The sequence below is a fragment of the Salipiger bermudensis genome (assembly GCF_019801965.1).
GTDB lineage: Bacteria > Pseudomonadota > Alphaproteobacteria > Rhodobacterales > Rhodobacteraceae > Salipiger > Salipiger bermudensis_A.
Genome location: NZ_JAHVIA010000001.1, coordinates 388,479 through 405,404 on the forward strand (window position 1 = coordinate 388,479; position 16,926 = coordinate 405,404).

Consider the following 16,926-nt stretch of genomic DNA (forward strand, 5'->3'; position numbering starts at 1 on the left):
CATAAAATAGCACAATCTTGCGACTCGCTCAACTCAGAGGCATTCCACTGTGGATCCGCCGGCCGCCGGAGCCGCCCCCTCGCGGCAAAATCCACCGTCACTGCACAGCGCGGTTGTCAGCACGCGGGAGAGGCGACATTCTGCCCGAAACCAAGGAGTTTCCATGCCCTTAGATCTCTGGCTGACCTTCGTCGTCGCCTCCACCGCCCTGCTGCTGATCCCCGGTCCGACGGTGCTGCTGGTGCTGTCCTACGCGCTCTCCAAGGGCCGCTCCGTCGCCGTGGCCTCCGCCACCGGCGTGGCACTCGGCGACCTCACCGCCATGTCGCTGTCGCTCGCCGGGCTCGGCGCGCTGGTGATGGCCTCTGCGACGCTTTTCACCGCGCTGAAATGGATCGGCGCGGTCTATCTCGTCTGGCTCGGCATCAAGCTCCTGCGCTCCGCCCCTAGGGATGGACTTGCCCTGCCCAGCACCGAGGTCACCGCGAGAGGCGTCTTCGCTCATGCTGCGGCGGTCACCGCGCTCAACCCCAAGAGCATCGCCTTCTTCATCGCCTTCGTGCCGCAGTTCCTGACGCCCACGGCGCCGCTGCTGCCGCAATTCGCGATCCTCGTGGCGACCTTCGTCACCCTCGCCACGCTCAACGCGCTGGCCTACGCCTTTGCCGCCGACCGGCTGCGCGCCGCCATCGACCGCCCCTCCGTCATCGCCTGGCTGACCCGCGCCGGAGGCGCCGCGCTGATCGGCATGGGGCTCCTCACCGCCACCCTCCGCCGCAGCGCCTGAGAGAGACATGATCCAGCAAAAACAGGTCCAGGACTACATCCGCTCCATCGTCGATTTTCCTCACGAGGGCATCATCTTCCGCGACGTGACGACGCTCTTCGCCGATCCACGCGGCTTCCGCATGGCGGTCGACCAACTGCTGCACCCCTACGCGGGCATGCGCTTCGACAAGGTGGTCGGGCTCGAGGCGCGCGGCTTCATCCTCGGCGGCGCGGTGGCGCACCAGCTCTCCGCCGGCTTCGTGCCGATCCGCAAGAAGGGCAAGCTCCCGGGCGCGGTGATCTCCGAGGCCTACACGCTGGAATACGGTGAGGCGGTGGTCGAGATCCACGATGACGCCATCGCACCGGGCGAGCGCATCCTTCTGGTCGACGACCTGCTCGCCACAGGCGGCACGGCCGAGGCCGGCATCAAGCTGGTGGAACGGCTGGGCGGCGAGATCATCGGCTGCGCCTTCATCATCGACCTGCCGGATCTCGGCGGCCGCGCCCGGCTCGACGCCATGGGCATGGACGTGCACGCGCTCTGTGCTTTCGAGGGTCTCTGATTTAAGGGCCATCCGCCCCTTGGCCGGCGGCCCGCCATTTTTGAGTACTTGGAACGTAGAGAAGATCAGGCCGCGTTGGCGGCGCTGCGCGGCTTGCCGGCATTGGCGTCGATGAACTCGAGCACCAGCGGGCGGATGTTGTTGCGCCAACTCTTGCCGGCGAAGATGCCGTAATGGCCCGCGCCCGGCTCGAGATGCGCCGCCTTCTTCGAATCCGGAAGGCCGGTGCAGAGATCTAGCGCCGCGACGCATTGGCCCGGGGCCGAGATGTCGTCATTGGCGCCCTCGACGGTCTTCACCGCGACATCGGTGATCTTTCCGATATCGACTTGGTGGCCATCGACGACGAAACGGTTCTCGGCGATCTCGCCGTTCTTGAAGATCCGCTCCACCGTCGAGAGGTAGAACTCCGCCGGCATGTCCATCACCGCGAGATATTCGTCGTAGAAGCGATTGTGGGCATCGTGATCCGAGGCCTCGCCGCGGGTCACGCGCATGATCTGGTCGTTGAAGGCTTTCGAGTGCCGCTCGGCATTCATCGCCATGAACGAGGTCAGCTGCAGCAGGCCCGGATAGACCAGGCGCCCCACGCCCTTGTACTTGAAGCCGACGCGTTGGATCATCGATTCCTCGAGCTGGCCCATGGTCACGCGGTGGCCGAAATCGGTCACCTCGGTGGGGGTCGCGTTGGGATCGATCGGCCCACCGATCAGGGTCAGCGTGCGCGGCTGCGCCTTGGGGTCGAGCTCGGCCAGGTAGGCGGTCGCGGCCAGGGTCAGCGGCGCCGGCTGGCAGACCGCGATGACATTGGTCTCGGGGCCCATGTGGCGCATGAATTCCATCAGGTAGAGGGTGTAGTCCTCGATGTCGAACTTGCCGCAGCTCACCGGGATGTCGCGGGCATTCTTCCAGTCGGTCACGTAGACCTCGGCATCGGGGATCAACGAGATCACCGTCGAGCGCAGCAGCGTCGCGTAGTGGCCCGACATCGGCGCGACCAGCAGGATCTTGCGTGCCTTCTCCTCGCGGCCCAGTACGTTGAAGTGAATGAGGTTGCCGAAGGGCTTCTCGAGCACCGTCTCCTTCTGGACGAGGTGATCCTTGCCGTCGTTGCAGGTGATGGTGCGGATGCCCCAGCTGGGCTTCACGACCATGCGCTCGAAGCTGCGTTCCGCCACTTCACCCCACGCCGCCATCCAGGTCAGCGCCGGGTTCGGCATCGCGGCGAAAGCCGGGTAGGATGCCATCGCCTTGGCGGTCGCACCAAGCCACTGGTTCGTGTTGCGAAGGGATTCCATCAGGTCGTAGGTCGCCATGAATCGCATGAGCGAAGTCTCCTGTCTCGTGACACGCCCAAGCGTTCAGAGCCCCGGCTGCCCCCTCCTTTGCAACCCGGACCGCTTCGACGTCAAATGAATTCGCCGCTTTGCCATCGGCTGCAGCGCCGTTATCGTTCTTGGTTAGGAAGATAGGGGGGATTCGAGCGCATGACAACAAAAGCCACCGTTCTCAGCGCCGAACGCGAGAAGCTCGACAACAATCTCGTGAAGATCGAGGAACTGTCACAGCGCCTGATCGAAGCGCTGGCACAGCGCAAACCGATCAACGCCGCGCTGCACGGCCCCGAGCCCCTGCTCTACGCCCAGGCCATGCAGGCCTACTGGCAGGACTGGATGAACAATCCTGCCAAGGTATTCGAGCAGCAGGTCGGCTACTGGGGCAAGTCGCTGAGCCATTTCCTCGAAGCCCAGAAGGCGCTGAGCGAGGGCCGCCTCGCCCCGCCCGAGGATACCGGCCCCACCGACAAGCGCTTCAAGAACCCGCTCTGGGACAGCCACCCCTACTTCAACTTCATCAAGCAGCAATACCTGATCAACTCCGACGCCATCCGCAACGCGGTCGACGAGATCGAGGAGATGGATCCGCAGGAGAAGCGCCGCCTGCGCTACTTCGCGCAGCAGATCACCGACATGATGGCGCCGACCAACTTCTTCGCCACCAATCCGGACGCGCTGCAGAAGGCCGTCGAGACCGAGGGCGACAGCCTGGTGAAGGGGCTCGAGAACCTGGTTGCCGATCTCGAGGCCAACAATGGCGAACTGGTGGTGCGGCTGGTCGACGAGGAGGCTTTCGAGGTCGGCGGCAACATCGCGACTGCCGAGGGCAAGGTGGTCTGGCGCAACCGCATGATGGAACTGATCCAGTACTCGCCCAGTACCGATCAGGTGCGCGAGACGCCGCTGGTGATCTTCCCGCCCTGGATCAACAAATACTACATCCTCGACCTGAAGCCGCAGAACAGCCTGATCCGCTACATCGTCGATCAGGGTTACACGCTCTTCGTGGTGAGCTGGGTCAATGCCGACGAGAGCTACCGCGATGTCGGGCTCGAGGACTACATCGAGGACGGCTACCTCACCGCCATGCGCGTCGTGCGCGAAATCTGCGGCGTCGACCGGCTCAACGTGGTGGGCTACTGCATCGCCGGCACCACGCTGGCGCTGACGCTGTCGCTGCTGAAGAAGCGCGGCGACAAGCAGATCAAGTCGGCCACCTTCTTCACCGCGCTCACCGATTTCAGCGATCAGGGCGAGTTCGTGCCGTTCCTGCAGAACGATTTCGTCGACGGCATCGAGAAGGAGATCGAGGCCAGCGGCATCCTCAAGAGTTTCATCATGTCGCGCACCTTCTCGTTCCTGCGCTCGACCGACCTGATCTACACCCCCGCGATCCGCTCCTACATGATGGGCGAGACGCCCCCCGCCTTCGACCTGCTCTACTGGAACGGCGACGGCGCCAACCTTCCCGGGCGGATGACGATGCAGTACCTGCGCGGGCTCTGCCAGCGCAACGAGTTTGCCGAAGGGCGGTTCGAGCTGATGGGCGAGACGCTCGACGTTCGGGATGTCGACGTGCCGCTGATGGCGATCACCGCCGAGACCGATCACATCGCCGCCTGGAAGGATTGTTACCGGGGCGTGCAGAAGATGGGCTCGCGCTCCAAGACCTTCGTGCTCTCGGAATCGGGCCACATCGCCGGGATCGTGAACCCGCCCAGCAAGAAGAAATATGGCCACTACCTGAACCCCGACCTCAAGCTCTCCGCGCCCGAATGGCAGGAGAGTGCGGAGTATCACGAGGGCAGCTGGTGGCCGGTCTGGGACGAGTGGTTGCGCAAGCGCTCGGGCAAGATGGTGCTGGCGCGCGAGGTCGGCGATTCGGAGCATCCACCGCTCTGCGACGCGCCGGGCACCTATGTGCGGGTCAAAGCCAACCAGTAAGTGGCCACAACTGCTGGTTTATGCTGCATTGCAGAAATTCCCCTTGAAATGCTGCGCCGCAGCATGCATATTGTTGTCAGCCGATGAATGCGGGGGGTGGGCCCCCGAGGCAGACAGACAGGAATTTTGAAATGGCCGCCAAGACGCAAGACTTCACCGCCATGATGAAAGACATGATGGGCGCCTTCCCCGTGGACACCAAAGCCATGGACGAAGCGTTCAAGACCACCGCGACCCTGAACGAGAAGCTCTCGGCAGTGGCTCTGGAAGCCGCCGAGAAGTCGACCGAGATCTCGGCCAAGTGGACCAAGGACACGCTGACCAAGCTGTCCGACATGTCCAAGGTCAAGAAAGAGCCGGCCGACTACGCCAAGGCGATGACCGATTTCGCCTCCGCTCAGGCCGAAGTGGCCGCCGAGAACATGGCCGCCTTCGCCGAGATCGCGAAGAAGGTCCAGATGGACACCGTGGAACTGATGATGGCCGCTGGCAAGGACTTCTCCGAAGACGCCACCGCCGCCATGAAGAAGGCCACCGACGACATGACCGCGGCTGCCAAGAAGGCAACCGTGAAGTGATCGATCTTCCGGCGCCTCTGGGCGCCGGACCGGAATTGCGCCCCTCTCCTCCCAAACCGGCGCAATGACGTGGGGCGGGTTCCTTTCGGAACCCGCCCTTTTTTCGTTTTTCTTCAGGAAATTGACGAATTCCCGGGCCGGCAAGGGCTCGCCCATCGAGGGAATTTTCTCTGAAATACACCACTGAACCCTTGCAATGCTGCAGCGCAGCAACGATGTTGTCTGAGCGTAAGCCAAGGCGGATTCTCCGCCAGATCACCCTGCCAAGGAGGAGAGACACAATGGCCGCGACGCAAGATTTCACCGCCGCAATGAAAGACATGATGGGCGCCTTCCCGATGGATATGGCCGCCTTCGAAGACGCCTGGAAGAATTCTGCCGGGATCAGCGAAAAGGCCTCGGCGATCGCGCTCGACGCCGCCGGCAAGACCGCCGACATCTCGGTCGGCTGGACGATGGAAACCCTGACCCGCATCGGCGATCTCGCCAAGGCCAAGCCCGCGCCGATGGATTACGCCCAGGCGATGACCGATTTCGCCACCGCCCAGATGCAGAGCGTGAGCGAGCACCTGACGGCGTATGGCGATGTCGCCAAGTCGGCCCAGAGCGATGCGATGGCGCTGATGATGTCGGTTGGCCAGGACGTCGCCGATGACGTGACCGCGACCACGGCAACCACCGCCAAGGCCACCGAGAAGGCCGCAACCAAGGCCGCCTCTGCCGCGACGACGACCGCCAAGCGCGCGACGACCGCTGCCAAGCGCACCACCACCACCGCCGCGAAGCGCAGCACCACGGCCGCGAAAAAGACGACGACCGCCGCGACCAAGGCGGCGACCACAGCCGCTGCTCCGGCCCCGGCGCCCGCGGCCGAGCCGGTGAAAAAGGCCGCCGAAGAGGCGCCTGCCGCACCCGCACCCGCGGCATCCATCGCGCCCAAGACGTCGCCGGCATCGGACGACGGCAAGAGCTGATCTGCCCCGGTCAGCGCCTGATCTGGAAACGCGGCCCTCGGGCCGCGTTTTTTCTTTCCGCCCCTGCCCTTCCGAAAACGAAAAACGCGGCCCCGAAGGGCCGCGCCAATCCGTTCAGAGCCGCGAGGGCGCTCAGTTGACGATGGTCGCCTCGGTCGCGGCGCGCAGCTCGTCCTCGGTCACGCCATCGGCCAACTGCACGATCTTGAGGCCGCCCTCGACCACGTCGAGCACGCCGAAATTCGTGATGATGCGGTCGACCACGCCCTTGCCGGTCAGCGGCAGGGTGCATTCCTTCAGCAGCTTGCTGTCGCCATGCTTGTTGGTGTGGTCCATGACCACGATGACGCGGCCGACGCCGGCCACGAGATCCATCGCGCCGCCCATGCCCTTGACCAGCTTGCCCGGGATCATCCAGTTCGCCAGGTCGCCGTTCTCGGCCACTTCCATGGCGCCGAGGATCGCCGCGGCGATCTTGCCGCCACGGATCATGCCGAAGCTCATGGCGCTATCGAAATAGGCCGTCTTGGGAAGCTCGGTGATCGTCTGCTTGCCGGCGTTGATCAGGTCCGGATCCTCGTCACCCTCGAAGGGGAACGGGCCCATGCCCAGCATGCCGTTCTCGGATTGCAGCGTGATCTCCTTGTCGCCGACATAGTTGGCGACCAGCGTCGGGATGCCGATCCCGAGGTTCACGTACATGCCGTCTTCGAGTTCCTCGGCCGCGCGTGCGGCCATCTGATTGCGATCCCAGGGCATTATGCTTCCTCCCGCTTGCGCACGGTGCGCTGTTCGATCCGCTTCTCGTGCTCGCCCTTGATGATGCGGTGCACGTAGATGCCGGGCAGGTGAATGTGGTCGGGGTCGAGCTCGCCGGGTTCGACGATCTCTTCCACTTCCATCACGCAGATCTTGCCGCACATGGCCGCCGGCGGGTTGAAGTTGCGCGCGGTCTTGCGGAATACGCAGTTGCCGGTGGTGTCGGCCTTCCACGCCTTGACGATCGACAGGTCGGCGAAGATGCCCTCTTCGAGGATGTAGTCCTGGCCGTCCCAGGTCTTCACGTCCTTGCCCTCGGCGATGACGGTGCCGACGCCGGTCTTGGTGTAGAAGCCCGGGATGCCGCAGCCGCCGGCGCGCATGCGCTCGGCAAGCGTGCCCTGCGGGTTGAATTCCAGCTCGAGCTCGCCCGAGAGGTACTGGCGCATGAACTCGGCGTTCTCGCCCACGTAGGACGACATCATCTTCTTGATCTGCTTGGTGTCGAGCAGCTTGCCGAGGCCGAAGCCGTCGACGCCGCAATTGTTCGACGCGATGGTCAGGTTCTTGACACCGCTCTCGACGATGGCGTCGATCAGCAGCTCGGGAATGCCGCACAGGCCGAACCCGCCCGCTGCGATCAGCATGTCGTCTCGCAGCAGCCCGTCGAGGGCCTCCGCTGCGGAGCCATAGACTTTCTTCATGGAATTCTCCCCTCCTGAAGCTGTTCGCACGGGTTGTGCCGCGCTGCAGAGCCAGAGTCAACGAAGGCGGCCCCGGATGGAACCGCCTTCGGCGCTAACACGAGAGATGCCTGCTCAGATCACCCGAACTTGGGTCCCAACCGGGCAAAGTTCGAACAGCTCCGCGATCTTCTCGTTGTAGAGGCCGATGCAGCCATCCGAGGAACGCCGCCCGATCTTGCGGGTATCGTGGGTGCCGTGGATGATATAGGCCGGCCAGCTGAGATACATTGCGTGTGTTCCCAGCGGGTTGTCCGGCCCCGGGCCGATCGGTTCCCAGTCGGGATAGCGTTCGAGCTGCGAGGGGGTCGGGGTCCAGCTCGGGCCCACCTTCTTGCGCACGATCTCGGTGTAGCCACGCTTGGTCAGCTCATCGGTCTTCGGCACCGAGGTCGGGTATACGCGGTAATCGCTGCCATCGGCGTTCCAGTAATGCAGCGCGCGCGAGGTGGTGTCGGCCACGATGCTGGACACGCCCAGCGTGTCGAAGTGATCGCGCCAGTCCTGCATCTCGAAGCTCGAGATGTTGTTGCGGATGACGGCCTGGGCGCGGGCCTGCGCGGGCAGCATGGGCAGCACCAGCGCGGCGCCGGCGGCGCCAAGAAGGGCACGTCGTGTGACGGGCGTGTCGGTCATGACAAGGCTTTCGCTATCTGTGATCGGTTCCGCTGCAGGATGGCGCTCCGGCCAACACATTGCCAATCACATATATTTGCATCTCTACCACGAACGCGTGACAGGCAATCTCCCGCCGATGGCTCGCCCGGACGACCGAGCGCCGGGGATCACTCCCCGGCGTCTTTCGCTGCCGGCTTCTTGGCAGCGGTCTTCTTCGCGGCGGGCTTTTTCGCCGCCGGTTTCTTCGCGGTCGTCTTCTTGGTGGCGGCCTTCTTCGGCGCGGCATTCTTCTTGCCGCCCTTCTTCGACGCCTTCTCTGCGATCAGTTCAAGCGCCTGCTCGAGCGTGGCATCGCCCGGTTCGGTCTCTTTCGGCAGGGTGGCGTTGATCTTTTCCCACTTCACGTAGGGCCCGTAGCGCCCCTCATAAACCGCGATCTTGCCGCCATCCGGGTGCTCGCCCAGCTCCTTGAGAACCTTGGCGGCACCGCCCCGCCCACGGCCCGGGTTGGCCCGCTTCTCGGCCAGAAGCTCCACCGCGTGGTTCATGCCGATCTCGAAAACCTCCTGGAATTCCTTGAGGTTGACATAGACCGGCTTCTCCTCGTCGGGGGCCTGGTGCATGATGTAGGGGCCAAAGCGCCCGAGGTTCGACTTGATCACCCCGCCATCGGGATGCATGCCGATCTCGCGCGGCAGCGTCAACAGCGTCAGCGCCTTTTCCAGCGTCATGTCATCGGGCGCCCAGCCGGGCAGGAAATTGCCACGCGCCTTGGGCAGCGACGCGCGCGGCGGTTTCTTGTTCTCCGGCGTCGGCTCGCCGCGCTGGACATAGGGCCCGAAACGGCCGGCCTTGAGCCAGATCTCGTCCTCGCCGTCGAGGCCGAGCATCTTCTCCTCGCCCTCGGCCCCCTCGCCCGCGATCGGGCGGGTGTAGGTGCATTCGGGGTAGTTGCCGCAGCCGACGAACCCGCCGGTGCGCGAGGTCTTGAGATGCAGACGCCCCTGCCCGCATTTCGGGCAGATGCGCGGATCCGAGCCATCCTCGCGCGGCGGGTAGAGCTGCGGCGCCAGCGCCTCGTCGAGCACATCGAGCACCTCGGAGATGCGCAGCTCGGAGGTCTCCGAGATCGCGGCCGAGAAATCGCGCCAGAACTTGCCGAGCAGCGCCTTGTAATCCATCTCGCCGGCCGAGACCTCGTCGAGCTCGTTCTCGAGCTCGGCGGTGAACTCGTAGCCGACATAGGTGCGGAAGAAGTTCAGCAGGAAGATGGTAACGATCCGGCCCTTGTCCTCGGGGATCAGGCGGTTCTGCTCCTTGCGGACATATTCGCGATCCTGGATCGTGCCGATCACGCTGGCATAGGTCGAGGGCCGGCCGATGCCGAGCTCTTCCATCTTCTTGACCAGCGTCGCCTCGGTGTAGCGCGGCGGCGGCTGGGTGAAGCTCTGGGTGCCGAGCACCGCGTCGTTGCCGGAGATCATCGCCGCGGGGCCGGCGGCCGGATCGGCCTTTTCCGAGGCCTTGGCATACTGGTCGCGCAGGCCGGCCTTGGCGAAATTCGCGGCCTCGCCCTGCATGATCTGCGGCAGGCGCTTGTCGTCATCGTCGGCGACGTCGTCGCGGCCCTCTTCGTAGACCCGCAGGAAGCCGTCGAAGAGCACCACCTGACCCGTGGCGCGCAGGCCGACCTGGCCGTCGGGGCTGGCGATCTCGACCGTGGTGCGCTCGAGCCGGGCGGCCTCCATCTGGCAGGCCAGCGTGCGCTTCCAGATCAGGTCGTAGAGCTTGCGCTGGTCGTCCTCGCGCAGCTTGAGGCTGGCGGCGTCCTTGGTCATGTCGGTGGGGCGGATGCACTCGTGCGCTTCCTGCGCGTTCTTGGCCTTGTTCTTGTAGATCCGCGGACTGCCGGGCACGTAATCCTTGCCGAAACGGTCGGCGATGGCGTCGCGGCAGGCGGCGACCGCCTCGGGGGCCATGTCGATGCCGTCGGTCCGCATGTAGGTGATGTGGCCGGCCTCGTAGAGGCGCTGCGCTGCGCTCATGCAGGCCCGCGCGCCCATGCCGAACTTGCGGCTGGCTTCCTGCTGCAGGGTCGAGGTCATGAACGGGGCCGAGGGGTTGCGAGAGCTGGGCTTGGCCTCGACGCTGGCGATCTCGAGCTTGCGCGAGGACACCGCCTGTACCGCCATCTCCGCCTGGGTGGCGTTCTCGATGTCGAAGCGGTCGAGCTTCTTGCCCGCCAGCATGGTCAGGCGGGCCTCGTAATCCTGCCCGCGCGGGGTGCTGAGCAGCGCCTTGACCTGCCAGTATTCGCGCGGCCGGAAGGCCTCGATCTCCATCTCGCGCTCGACGATGAGGCGCAGGCAGACCGATTGCACCCGGCCCGCCGAGCGCGCGCCCGGCAGCTTGCGCCAGAGCACCGGGCTGAGGTTGAAGCCAACGAGGTAGTCGAGCGCGCGGCGGGCCAGATAGGCCTCGACCAGCGGCGCGTCGATCTCGCGCGGGTTCTGCATCGCCTCGGTGACGGCGGCCTTGGTGATGGCGTTGAAGGTCACCCGGCGGACATCGGTGTCCTTCTTGATCGAGCGGCGCTTGGTCAGCGCCTCCTTCAGGTGCCACGAAATCGCCTCGCCCTCGCGGTCGGGGTCGGTCGCGAGGATCAGTTCGTTGTCGGTCTTCAGCGCTTCGGCGATGGCGGCGACGTGCTTGCGGGAGTCGTTTCCGATCTCCCATTTCATCGAGAAATCATGTTCGGGATCTACCGAACCGTCTTTTGGGGGCAGGTCGCGCACGTGGCCGTAGGAGGCGAGAACGGTGTAGTCGGACCCCAGATACTTGTTGATTGTCTTGGCCTTGGCAGGGGATTCGACGACGACAACGGGCATGAAATGACCACCTTTCCTGGAAATACGTCCACAGGCTGAGCGCGGAGGGCGTATGGCGGCGGAAGATGTGGGGTGCAAGGGGGAAATGTCAATGCGGGGCCAGATGACGCGGGCCTTCCGCACCAGTGTTGCGGCAAGAGATGCCAATCAGACGAGCGAGAGCAACCCTCCGGGCTGGCGCCGTATGCGACCATCGATCTCGAGATCGGTGAGCGCCGGGGCGACCGCGTCGGAGGGCGCGGCGAGATCGCGGATCAGCTGATCCTCGGCCAGCGGCGCCGGGCCGAGCCGGTCGAGGATCTGGCGGTGGAGAAGCGCGGTCTCCGCCAGCGAGCGGGTCTTAGGCGGCGGCGCGGGGATCTGCGGCGGGGCCTGCTGGACACCAGGTGCGGGGCGCTCGCCGGCGCCGCGACGTGTCTCGGGTGCCGGGCTCTGGCCCTGCGCGGGCGGCTCTTCCAGGGGCAGGCTCTGCTGGCGGGCTTCCGCTGGTGGCAGCGGCCCCAGCGCCTCGGCCACATCCTCGGCATGGCGCACCAGCCGCGCGCCATCGCGGATCAGCATGTTGCAGCCAGCGGCGCGGGCATCAAGCGGGTGGCCGGGCACCGCGAGCACCTCGCGCCCCTGATCGAGGGCGCAGCGCGCGGTGATCAGCGAGCCGGACTTGGCCGCCGCCTCGACCACCACGATGGCCGCCGAGATGCCCGAGACGATGCGGTTGCGCGCCGGGAAGTGCCGCGCCTGCGGATGCAGCCCCATCGCATGCTCTGAGACCAGCGCGCCGCCCCGGGCGCGGATCTCTTCCCCGAGGCGAATATTCTCGGACGGGTAGAGGATATCGACCCCACCGGCCATCACCGCCACGGTGCCTGTCTCCAGCGCGGCCTCATGCGCGGCGGCGTCGACGCCGCGCGCCAGCCCCGATACCACCACGCGCCCTTCGGCCCCGAGCCCTTTCGCCAGAGCCCGCGCCATACGAGTCCCGAGCGAGGAGGCGTTGCGCGCGCCGACCAGCGCCACCGCGGGGCGCATCAGGGCGTCAAGCTCGCCTGCGACCCAGAGGAAGGGGGGCGGATCGGGAAGGGCGGCCAGAAGCGGCGGGTAGCCCAACTCGCCAAGGCAGACCAAGCGCGCACCGTGCCGCCGCGCCGCCGTGATTTCGGACTGCACCACGCGCTCCGGGCAGATGCTGTAATTCTCGACCCCGGCGGCCGCGGCCACGCCGGGCAGCGCCTCGAGCGCTGCGGCCGCCGAGCCATGCTCGGCCAGCAGCCGCCAATAGGTCGCGACGCCCACGCGACGGGAGCGCAAGAGACGGAGCCGCTCGAACCGATCCTCTTCCGTGGGTGGTGGGAGTGGGGGGTGAGTGGAAGATGAGCTGTTGCTGTCCTCGGTCATCCCGTGCCCCGTCTGCTTGCAGGGCACGGTGTAGCGCACTCATCCTTAATCAGCGGTAAACCGAAAACCGATTTCTCCGCGGCAGGCGTCGAAAGGCCCGGATCAGCTGCCCGAGCCGCCCACCGTGAGCCCGCCGATCATCACCGTGGGCTGGCCGACGCCCACCGGCACCCACTGCCCCTGCTTGCCGCAATTGCCCATGCCCGGATCGAGCGCCATGTCGTTGCCGAGCGCGCGGATATGCTGCAGCGCCGTCGCGCCGTCGCCGATCAGCGTCGCGCCCTTCACCGGCGCGCCGACCTTGCCGTTCTTCACCCGGTAGGCCTCGGTGCAGGAGAACACGAACTTGCCGTTGGTGATGTCGACCTGGCCGCCGCCGAAGCCCACCGCCCAGATGCCGTCTTTCAGGTCGGCGACGATGTCGGCGGGATCGGCGTCGCCGCCCAGCATGTAGGTGTTGGTCATGCGCGGCATCGGCGCGTGGGCATAGCTTTCGCGGCGGCCATTGCCGGTTGGTTTGACACCCATCAGCCGGGCGTTCTGCCGGTCCTGCATGTAGCCCACCAGCACGCCGTCCTCGATCAGCACGTTCTTCGCCCCGGGCGTGCCCTCGTCATCGACGGTAATCGAGCCACGGCGGTCGGGGATGGTCCCGTCATCAAGCACCGTGACGCCGGGCGCGGCGACGCGCTGGCCCATGAGGCCGGCGAAGGCCGAGGAGCCCTTGCGGTTGAAATCACCCTCGAGCCCGTGGCCCACCGCCTCGTGCAGCAGGATGCCCGGCCAGCCCGGCCCGAGCACGATGTCCATGACGCCGGCCGGCGCCGCTTCGGCCTCGAGATTGACCAGCGCGATGCGCAGCGCCTCGCGCGCCTTGCCCTGCCACGAGTCCGGCGTCATCAGCCCGTCGAGCAGATAGCGGCCCCCTCCCGAGGCGCTGCCCTGCTCGCGGCGGCCATTCTCCTCGACGATGACGCTCACGGTGACGCGGGTCATCGGGCGGGTATCGGTCACCAGTGCGCCGTCGGGGCGCAGGATCGCCACCTCTTGGCAGCTCGCCGCGATGGTGGCGGTGACCTGCACGACGCGGGAATCCAGCCCGCGGGCATAGGCATCGATCTCGCGCAGGGTATCGACCTTCACCGGAAAGGACTGCCCGGCGATCGGGTCGGCATCGGTGTAGAGCGTGCGGTTGGTGCCCGCCGGCGCCGGGGCCAGCACGCCGCCGCCATCCCCCACCGCCAGCCGGGCGGTCTCGGCCGCGCGCTGGATGGCCGCTTCGGAAAGCTCGGTGGAATGGGCGTATCCGGTGACCTCGCCATTCACCGCGCGCAGACCGAATCCCTCCGAGGCATCGTAGCTCGCGGTCTTGATTCGCCCGTCATCCAGCACCAGCGCCTCGGCGCGGCGGCGCTCGACAAACAGCTCTCCATCCTCTGCCCCGTCCAGCGCGGCGCGCAGTTGCACCAGGGACCGGTCGAGGTCAAGCGCTGTTTCAAAGGGGCGGAAGGGGAGTTCGGTCATGTTTTCCTCGTATTATTTGATCCAGATCAAAAAAGCGCCTTTTTGCCGCAAGCGACCTGGTTTATTTGATGCACGATCTGTGCTTTTTAAAGAGCGGAACAAGAGGGAGGAGGACTGTTCCAGGGCGCGACGCCCGGATTGCATCCTCCTGCGAACGAACAAGAACGACAACCGGATCAGGTGACTCATGCGCAAGATTTCGATGCTTACGGGCCTCATGTCCAGCCTTCTGGCCGCCCCCGCCATCGCCCAGGACCTGGAAGTGGTCGGCCGCCCGCAGCAGGGGGGCATCGGCTTTCAGCCCGCCGCCACCGAACTGGCGCGCGACCTGCAATGGCTCGACGGGATGCTTCTCGTCATCATTACCGTGATCTCGCTCTTCGTGGCGGGTCTGCTGGTCTATGCGATCATCCGCTTCAACCGCCGCGCCAACCCGACGCCGGCGAGCTTCACCCACCACACCCCGATCGAGGTGGCCTGGACCATCGGCCCGATCCTGATCCTCGTGGTGATCGGCGCGTTCTCGCTGCCGGTGCTGTTCAAGCAGCAGGAGATCCCCGAGGGCGACGTGGTCATCAAGGTGACCGGCTACCAGTGGTACTGGGGCTATGAATATGTCGGCACCGACCTGGCCTATGACGGCTACATGATCGGCGCCCCGGCCACCGGCGGCGACAACCGCCTCAACGACGAGGTAGAGGCGCAGCTCGTCGAAGCCGGCTACAGCCGCGAAGACTGGCTGCTTGCCACCGACACCTCCGTGGTCGTGCCCGTGGGCGCCACCGTGGTGATGCAGGTGACCGGCGCCGACGTGATCCACTCCTGGACCATCCCCGCCTTCGGCGTGAAGCAGGACGCCGTTCCGGGCCGCATCGCCGAGCTGTGGTTCAACGCCGAACGCGAGGGCGTGTATTTCGGCCAGTGCTCCGAGCTCTGCGGCATCAGCCACGCCTACATGCCGATCACCGTCAAGGTGGTCAGCCAGGAAGCCTATGACGCCTGGTTCGCGGCGGCACAGGAAGAAGGCGGCTATGTCGACGTGCGCCAGTTCCTGGCCAACTCCTGATCCAAATGACCGGCGCCCCGGAGGCGGGGCGCCGGTGTCCTGACTGACTGACCCAGCACAAGACCCAGATGACCGATCTCAGCACCAACAGCCCCCTCAAGACCACGCAGCCCGGCGAGGCGCAGTTCGGCGATTATTTCGCCCTGCTGAAGCCCCGGGTGATGACGCTTGTGGTGTTCACGGCCCTGGTCGGTCTGCTGGCGGCACCGGTGCCGGTGCATCCGTTCATCGGCTTCTGTGCCATCCTGTTCATCGCCGTGGGCGGCGGCGCCTCGGGCGCGCTGAACATGTGGTGGGATGCCGATATCGACATGGTGATGAAGCGCACCTCGAAGCGCCCGATCCCCGCCGGCCGGGTCGAACCCGGCGAGGCGCTGGCGCTCGGCCTCGCGCTCTCGGCCTTCTCCTGCGTCTTTCTCGGGCTGGCGACCAACTGGCTCGCCGGTGCCCTCCTCGCCTTCACGATCTTCTTCTACGTGGTGATCTACACCATGTGGCTGAAGCGCTCGACGCCGCAGAACATCGTCATCGGCGGCGCCGCCGGGGCCTTCCCCCCGATGATCGGCTGGGCCGCAGCGACCGGATCGGTCGGCATCGAGGCGGTGCTGATGTTCTGCCTGACCTTCATGTGGACCCCGCCGCACTTCTGGGCGCTGGCCCTGTTCATGCGCTCCGATTACGACGATGCCGGCGTGCCGATGCTGACCGTGACCCACGGTCGCCGTTCGACCCGCGTGCACATCCTCGTCTACACCGTGCTGCTCGCCGCGCTGGCCATCGGCACCGGCTTCACCTCGATCGGCGGCCCGGTCTACCTCGCCGTGGCGGTGGTGCTGAACGGGCTGTTCCTCAAGGGCGCTTGGGAGATCTTCCGCCGCGACGAGGACGCCTCCGAGGCGGATAACTTCAAGACCGAGAAAGCCTTCTTCAAGCTTTCCCTGCTCTATCTCTTCGCACATTTCGGTGCCATCCTGCTCGAGGCCGGCCTCGCACGGTTCGGCCTGGGAGGATGGGCATGAGCATTTCCAAGCAGCATGACCTGCACAAGCGCCGCTTCGGCCGCAACGTGGGCGTTGGCCTGCTGCTGGTGGCGTTCATCGTCATCGTGTTCGGCATGACAATGGTCAAGGTCACCGGCGGCGACATCTCCGGCGCGCTGCAGGGCGACAGGGAGGTGCAGAATGGCGGCTGACGGCAAGAACAAGACGCTGCTGCAGTTGGTCGGCGTGGTGGTCTTCATGGGCGCCATGGCCTGGGCCTCGGTGCCGTTCTACAACTGGTTCTGCCGAGTCACCGGCTTCGGCGGCACCACCAACGTGGCCGAGGCCACCACCGGCACGGTGCTCGATCGCGAGATCAAGATCCGCTTCGACGGCTCCAAGGCGCGCGGCTTCCCGTGGGAATTCAAGCCGGTCCAGACCGAGATGACGATGAAGATCGGCGAGGACGGTCTGGCCTTCTACGAGGCCTACAACCCGACCGACAAGCCGATCGCCGGTCAGGCGTCCTACAATGTCTACCCCTACGAGGCGGGCGGATATTTCAACAAGATCGAGTGTTTCTGCTTCACCGAGCAGGTGCTGATGCCCGGCGAGCGGGTGCAGATGCCGGTGAACTTCTTCGTCGACCCCGAGATCGTCGACGATCCCGATGCCAAGCACATCAACCACATCACGCTCAGCTATACTTTCTACGAGATCGACCTGCCGGAAGACGTGCAGGCCGCGCTCGATACCAAGAACGCGGATGCAAACTCCGTGAACTGA

16 protein-coding genes are annotated in these 16,926 nt (G+C 65.6%); 9 read left to right on the forward strand and 7 right to left on the reverse strand.

All coding sequences use genetic code 11. The features are described 5' to 3' along the window. Positions 1-163: 163 nt before the first annotated feature. Entirely contained in the window at positions 164-787 is a 624-nt protein-coding gene (locus tag KUV62_RS01905) for a LysE family translocator (RefSeq protein WP_222601982.1), read from the forward strand. Positions 788-794: 7 nt separating this feature from the next. After that, on the forward strand, positions 795-1,334 hold the full coding sequence (locus KUV62_RS01910; protein WP_261395183.1) for an adenine phosphoribosyltransferase: 540 nt from the start codon (positions 795-797) through the stop codon (positions 1,332-1,334). A 65-nt stretch (positions 1,335-1,399) separates the two neighbouring features. On the opposite strand, the gene phaZ is transcribed toward KUV62_RS01910, so the two are convergent. Next, the gene (gene phaZ, locus KUV62_RS01915; protein WP_222601983.1) at positions 1,400-2,659 is read right to left on the reverse strand and encodes a polyhydroxyalkanoate depolymerase; all 1,260 of its coding nucleotides are present in this window, start codon (positions 2,657-2,659) and stop codon (positions 1,400-1,402) included. A 162-nt stretch (positions 2,660-2,821) separates the two neighbouring features. Here phaZ and KUV62_RS01920 point away from each other — a divergent pair, with 162 nt between their 5' ends. The 3 genes from KUV62_RS01920 to KUV62_RS01930 all read left to right on the forward strand — a co-directional run bounded on the left by KUV62_RS01920 (position 2,822) and on the right by KUV62_RS01930 (position 6,167). Further along, the gene (locus KUV62_RS01920) at positions 2,822-4,615 is read left to right on the forward strand and encodes a PHA/PHB synthase family protein (protein ID WP_222601984.1); all 1,794 of its coding nucleotides are present in this window, start codon (positions 2,822-2,824) and stop codon (positions 4,613-4,615) included. A 131-nt stretch (positions 4,616-4,746) separates the two neighbouring features. Continuing rightward, entirely contained in the window at positions 4,747-5,193 is a 447-nt protein-coding gene (locus KUV62_RS01925; RefSeq protein WP_222601985.1) for a phasin family protein, read from the forward strand. A gap of 281 nt (positions 5,194-5,474) precedes the next feature. Then, the gene (locus KUV62_RS01930; protein WP_222601986.1) at positions 5,475-6,167 is read left to right on the forward strand and encodes a phasin; all 693 of its coding nucleotides are present in this window, start codon (positions 5,475-5,477) and stop codon (positions 6,165-6,167) included. Between the two features lie 132 nt (positions 6,168-6,299). On the opposite strand, the gene KUV62_RS01935 is transcribed toward KUV62_RS01930, so the two are convergent. The 6 genes from KUV62_RS01935 to tldD form a co-directional block, all read right to left on the reverse strand. Continuing rightward, on the reverse strand, positions 6,300-6,926 hold the full coding sequence (locus KUV62_RS01935) for a 3-oxoacid CoA-transferase subunit B (RefSeq protein WP_222601987.1): 627 nt from the start codon (positions 6,924-6,926) through the stop codon (positions 6,300-6,302). Then, entirely contained in the window at positions 6,926-7,630 is a 705-nt protein-coding gene (locus KUV62_RS01940; RefSeq protein ID WP_222601988.1) for a CoA transferase subunit A, read from the reverse strand. Before KUV62_RS01940 ends, KUV62_RS01935 begins: the two co-directional genes overlap by 1 nt. 114 nt (positions 7,631-7,744) lie before the next feature. Continuing rightward, positions 7,745-8,305: a L,D-transpeptidase gene (locus KUV62_RS01945; protein ID WP_222601989.1), complete on the reverse strand. Its 561-nt coding sequence runs from the start codon at positions 8,303-8,305 to the stop codon at positions 7,745-7,747. A 149-nt stretch (positions 8,306-8,454) separates the two neighbouring features. After that, positions 8,455-11,175 carry a type I DNA topoisomerase gene (gene topA, locus KUV62_RS01950; RefSeq protein WP_222601990.1) on the reverse strand — a complete coding sequence of 907 codons (2,721 nt, stop codon included), beginning with the start codon at positions 11,173-11,175 and terminating at the stop codon, positions 8,455-8,457. A gap of 147 nt (positions 11,176-11,322) precedes the next feature. Then, positions 11,323-12,570: a DNA-processing protein DprA gene (gene dprA / locus KUV62_RS01955; protein ID WP_222601991.1), complete on the reverse strand. Its 1,248-nt coding sequence runs from the start codon at positions 12,568-12,570 to the stop codon at positions 11,323-11,325. Between the two features lie 102 nt (positions 12,571-12,672). Further along, positions 12,673-14,094, reverse strand: a complete 1,422-nt coding sequence (gene tldD / locus KUV62_RS01960; protein WP_222601992.1) for a metalloprotease TldD — start codon at positions 14,092-14,094, stop codon at positions 12,673-12,675. Between the two features lie 187 nt (positions 14,095-14,281). Between tldD and coxB the strand changes: the two genes are divergently transcribed. The 4 genes from coxB to KUV62_RS01980 all read left to right on the forward strand — a co-directional run bounded on the left by coxB (position 14,282) and on the right by KUV62_RS01980 (position 16,926). After that, positions 14,282-15,160 (forward strand): cytochrome c oxidase subunit II, encoded by an 879-nt coding sequence (coxB, locus tag KUV62_RS01965; protein WP_222601993.1) that lies wholly within the window; start codon positions 14,282-14,284, stop codon positions 15,158-15,160. Positions 15,161-15,228: 68 nt separating this feature from the next. Further along, the gene (cyoE, locus tag KUV62_RS01970; RefSeq protein ID WP_222601994.1) at positions 15,229-16,179 is read left to right on the forward strand and encodes a heme o synthase; all 951 of its coding nucleotides are present in this window, start codon (positions 15,229-15,231) and stop codon (positions 16,177-16,179) included. Beyond that, positions 16,176-16,352 carry a hypothetical protein gene (locus KUV62_RS01975; protein WP_222601995.1) on the forward strand — a complete coding sequence of 59 codons (177 nt, stop codon included), beginning with the start codon at positions 16,176-16,178 and terminating at the stop codon, positions 16,350-16,352. Before cyoE ends, KUV62_RS01975 begins: the two co-directional genes overlap by 4 nt. Continuing rightward, complete coding sequence (locus KUV62_RS01980) at positions 16,342-16,926, forward strand: cytochrome c oxidase assembly protein (protein ID WP_222601996.1); 585 nt, start codon at positions 16,342-16,344, stop codon at positions 16,924-16,926. Before KUV62_RS01975 ends, KUV62_RS01980 begins: the two co-directional genes overlap by 11 nt.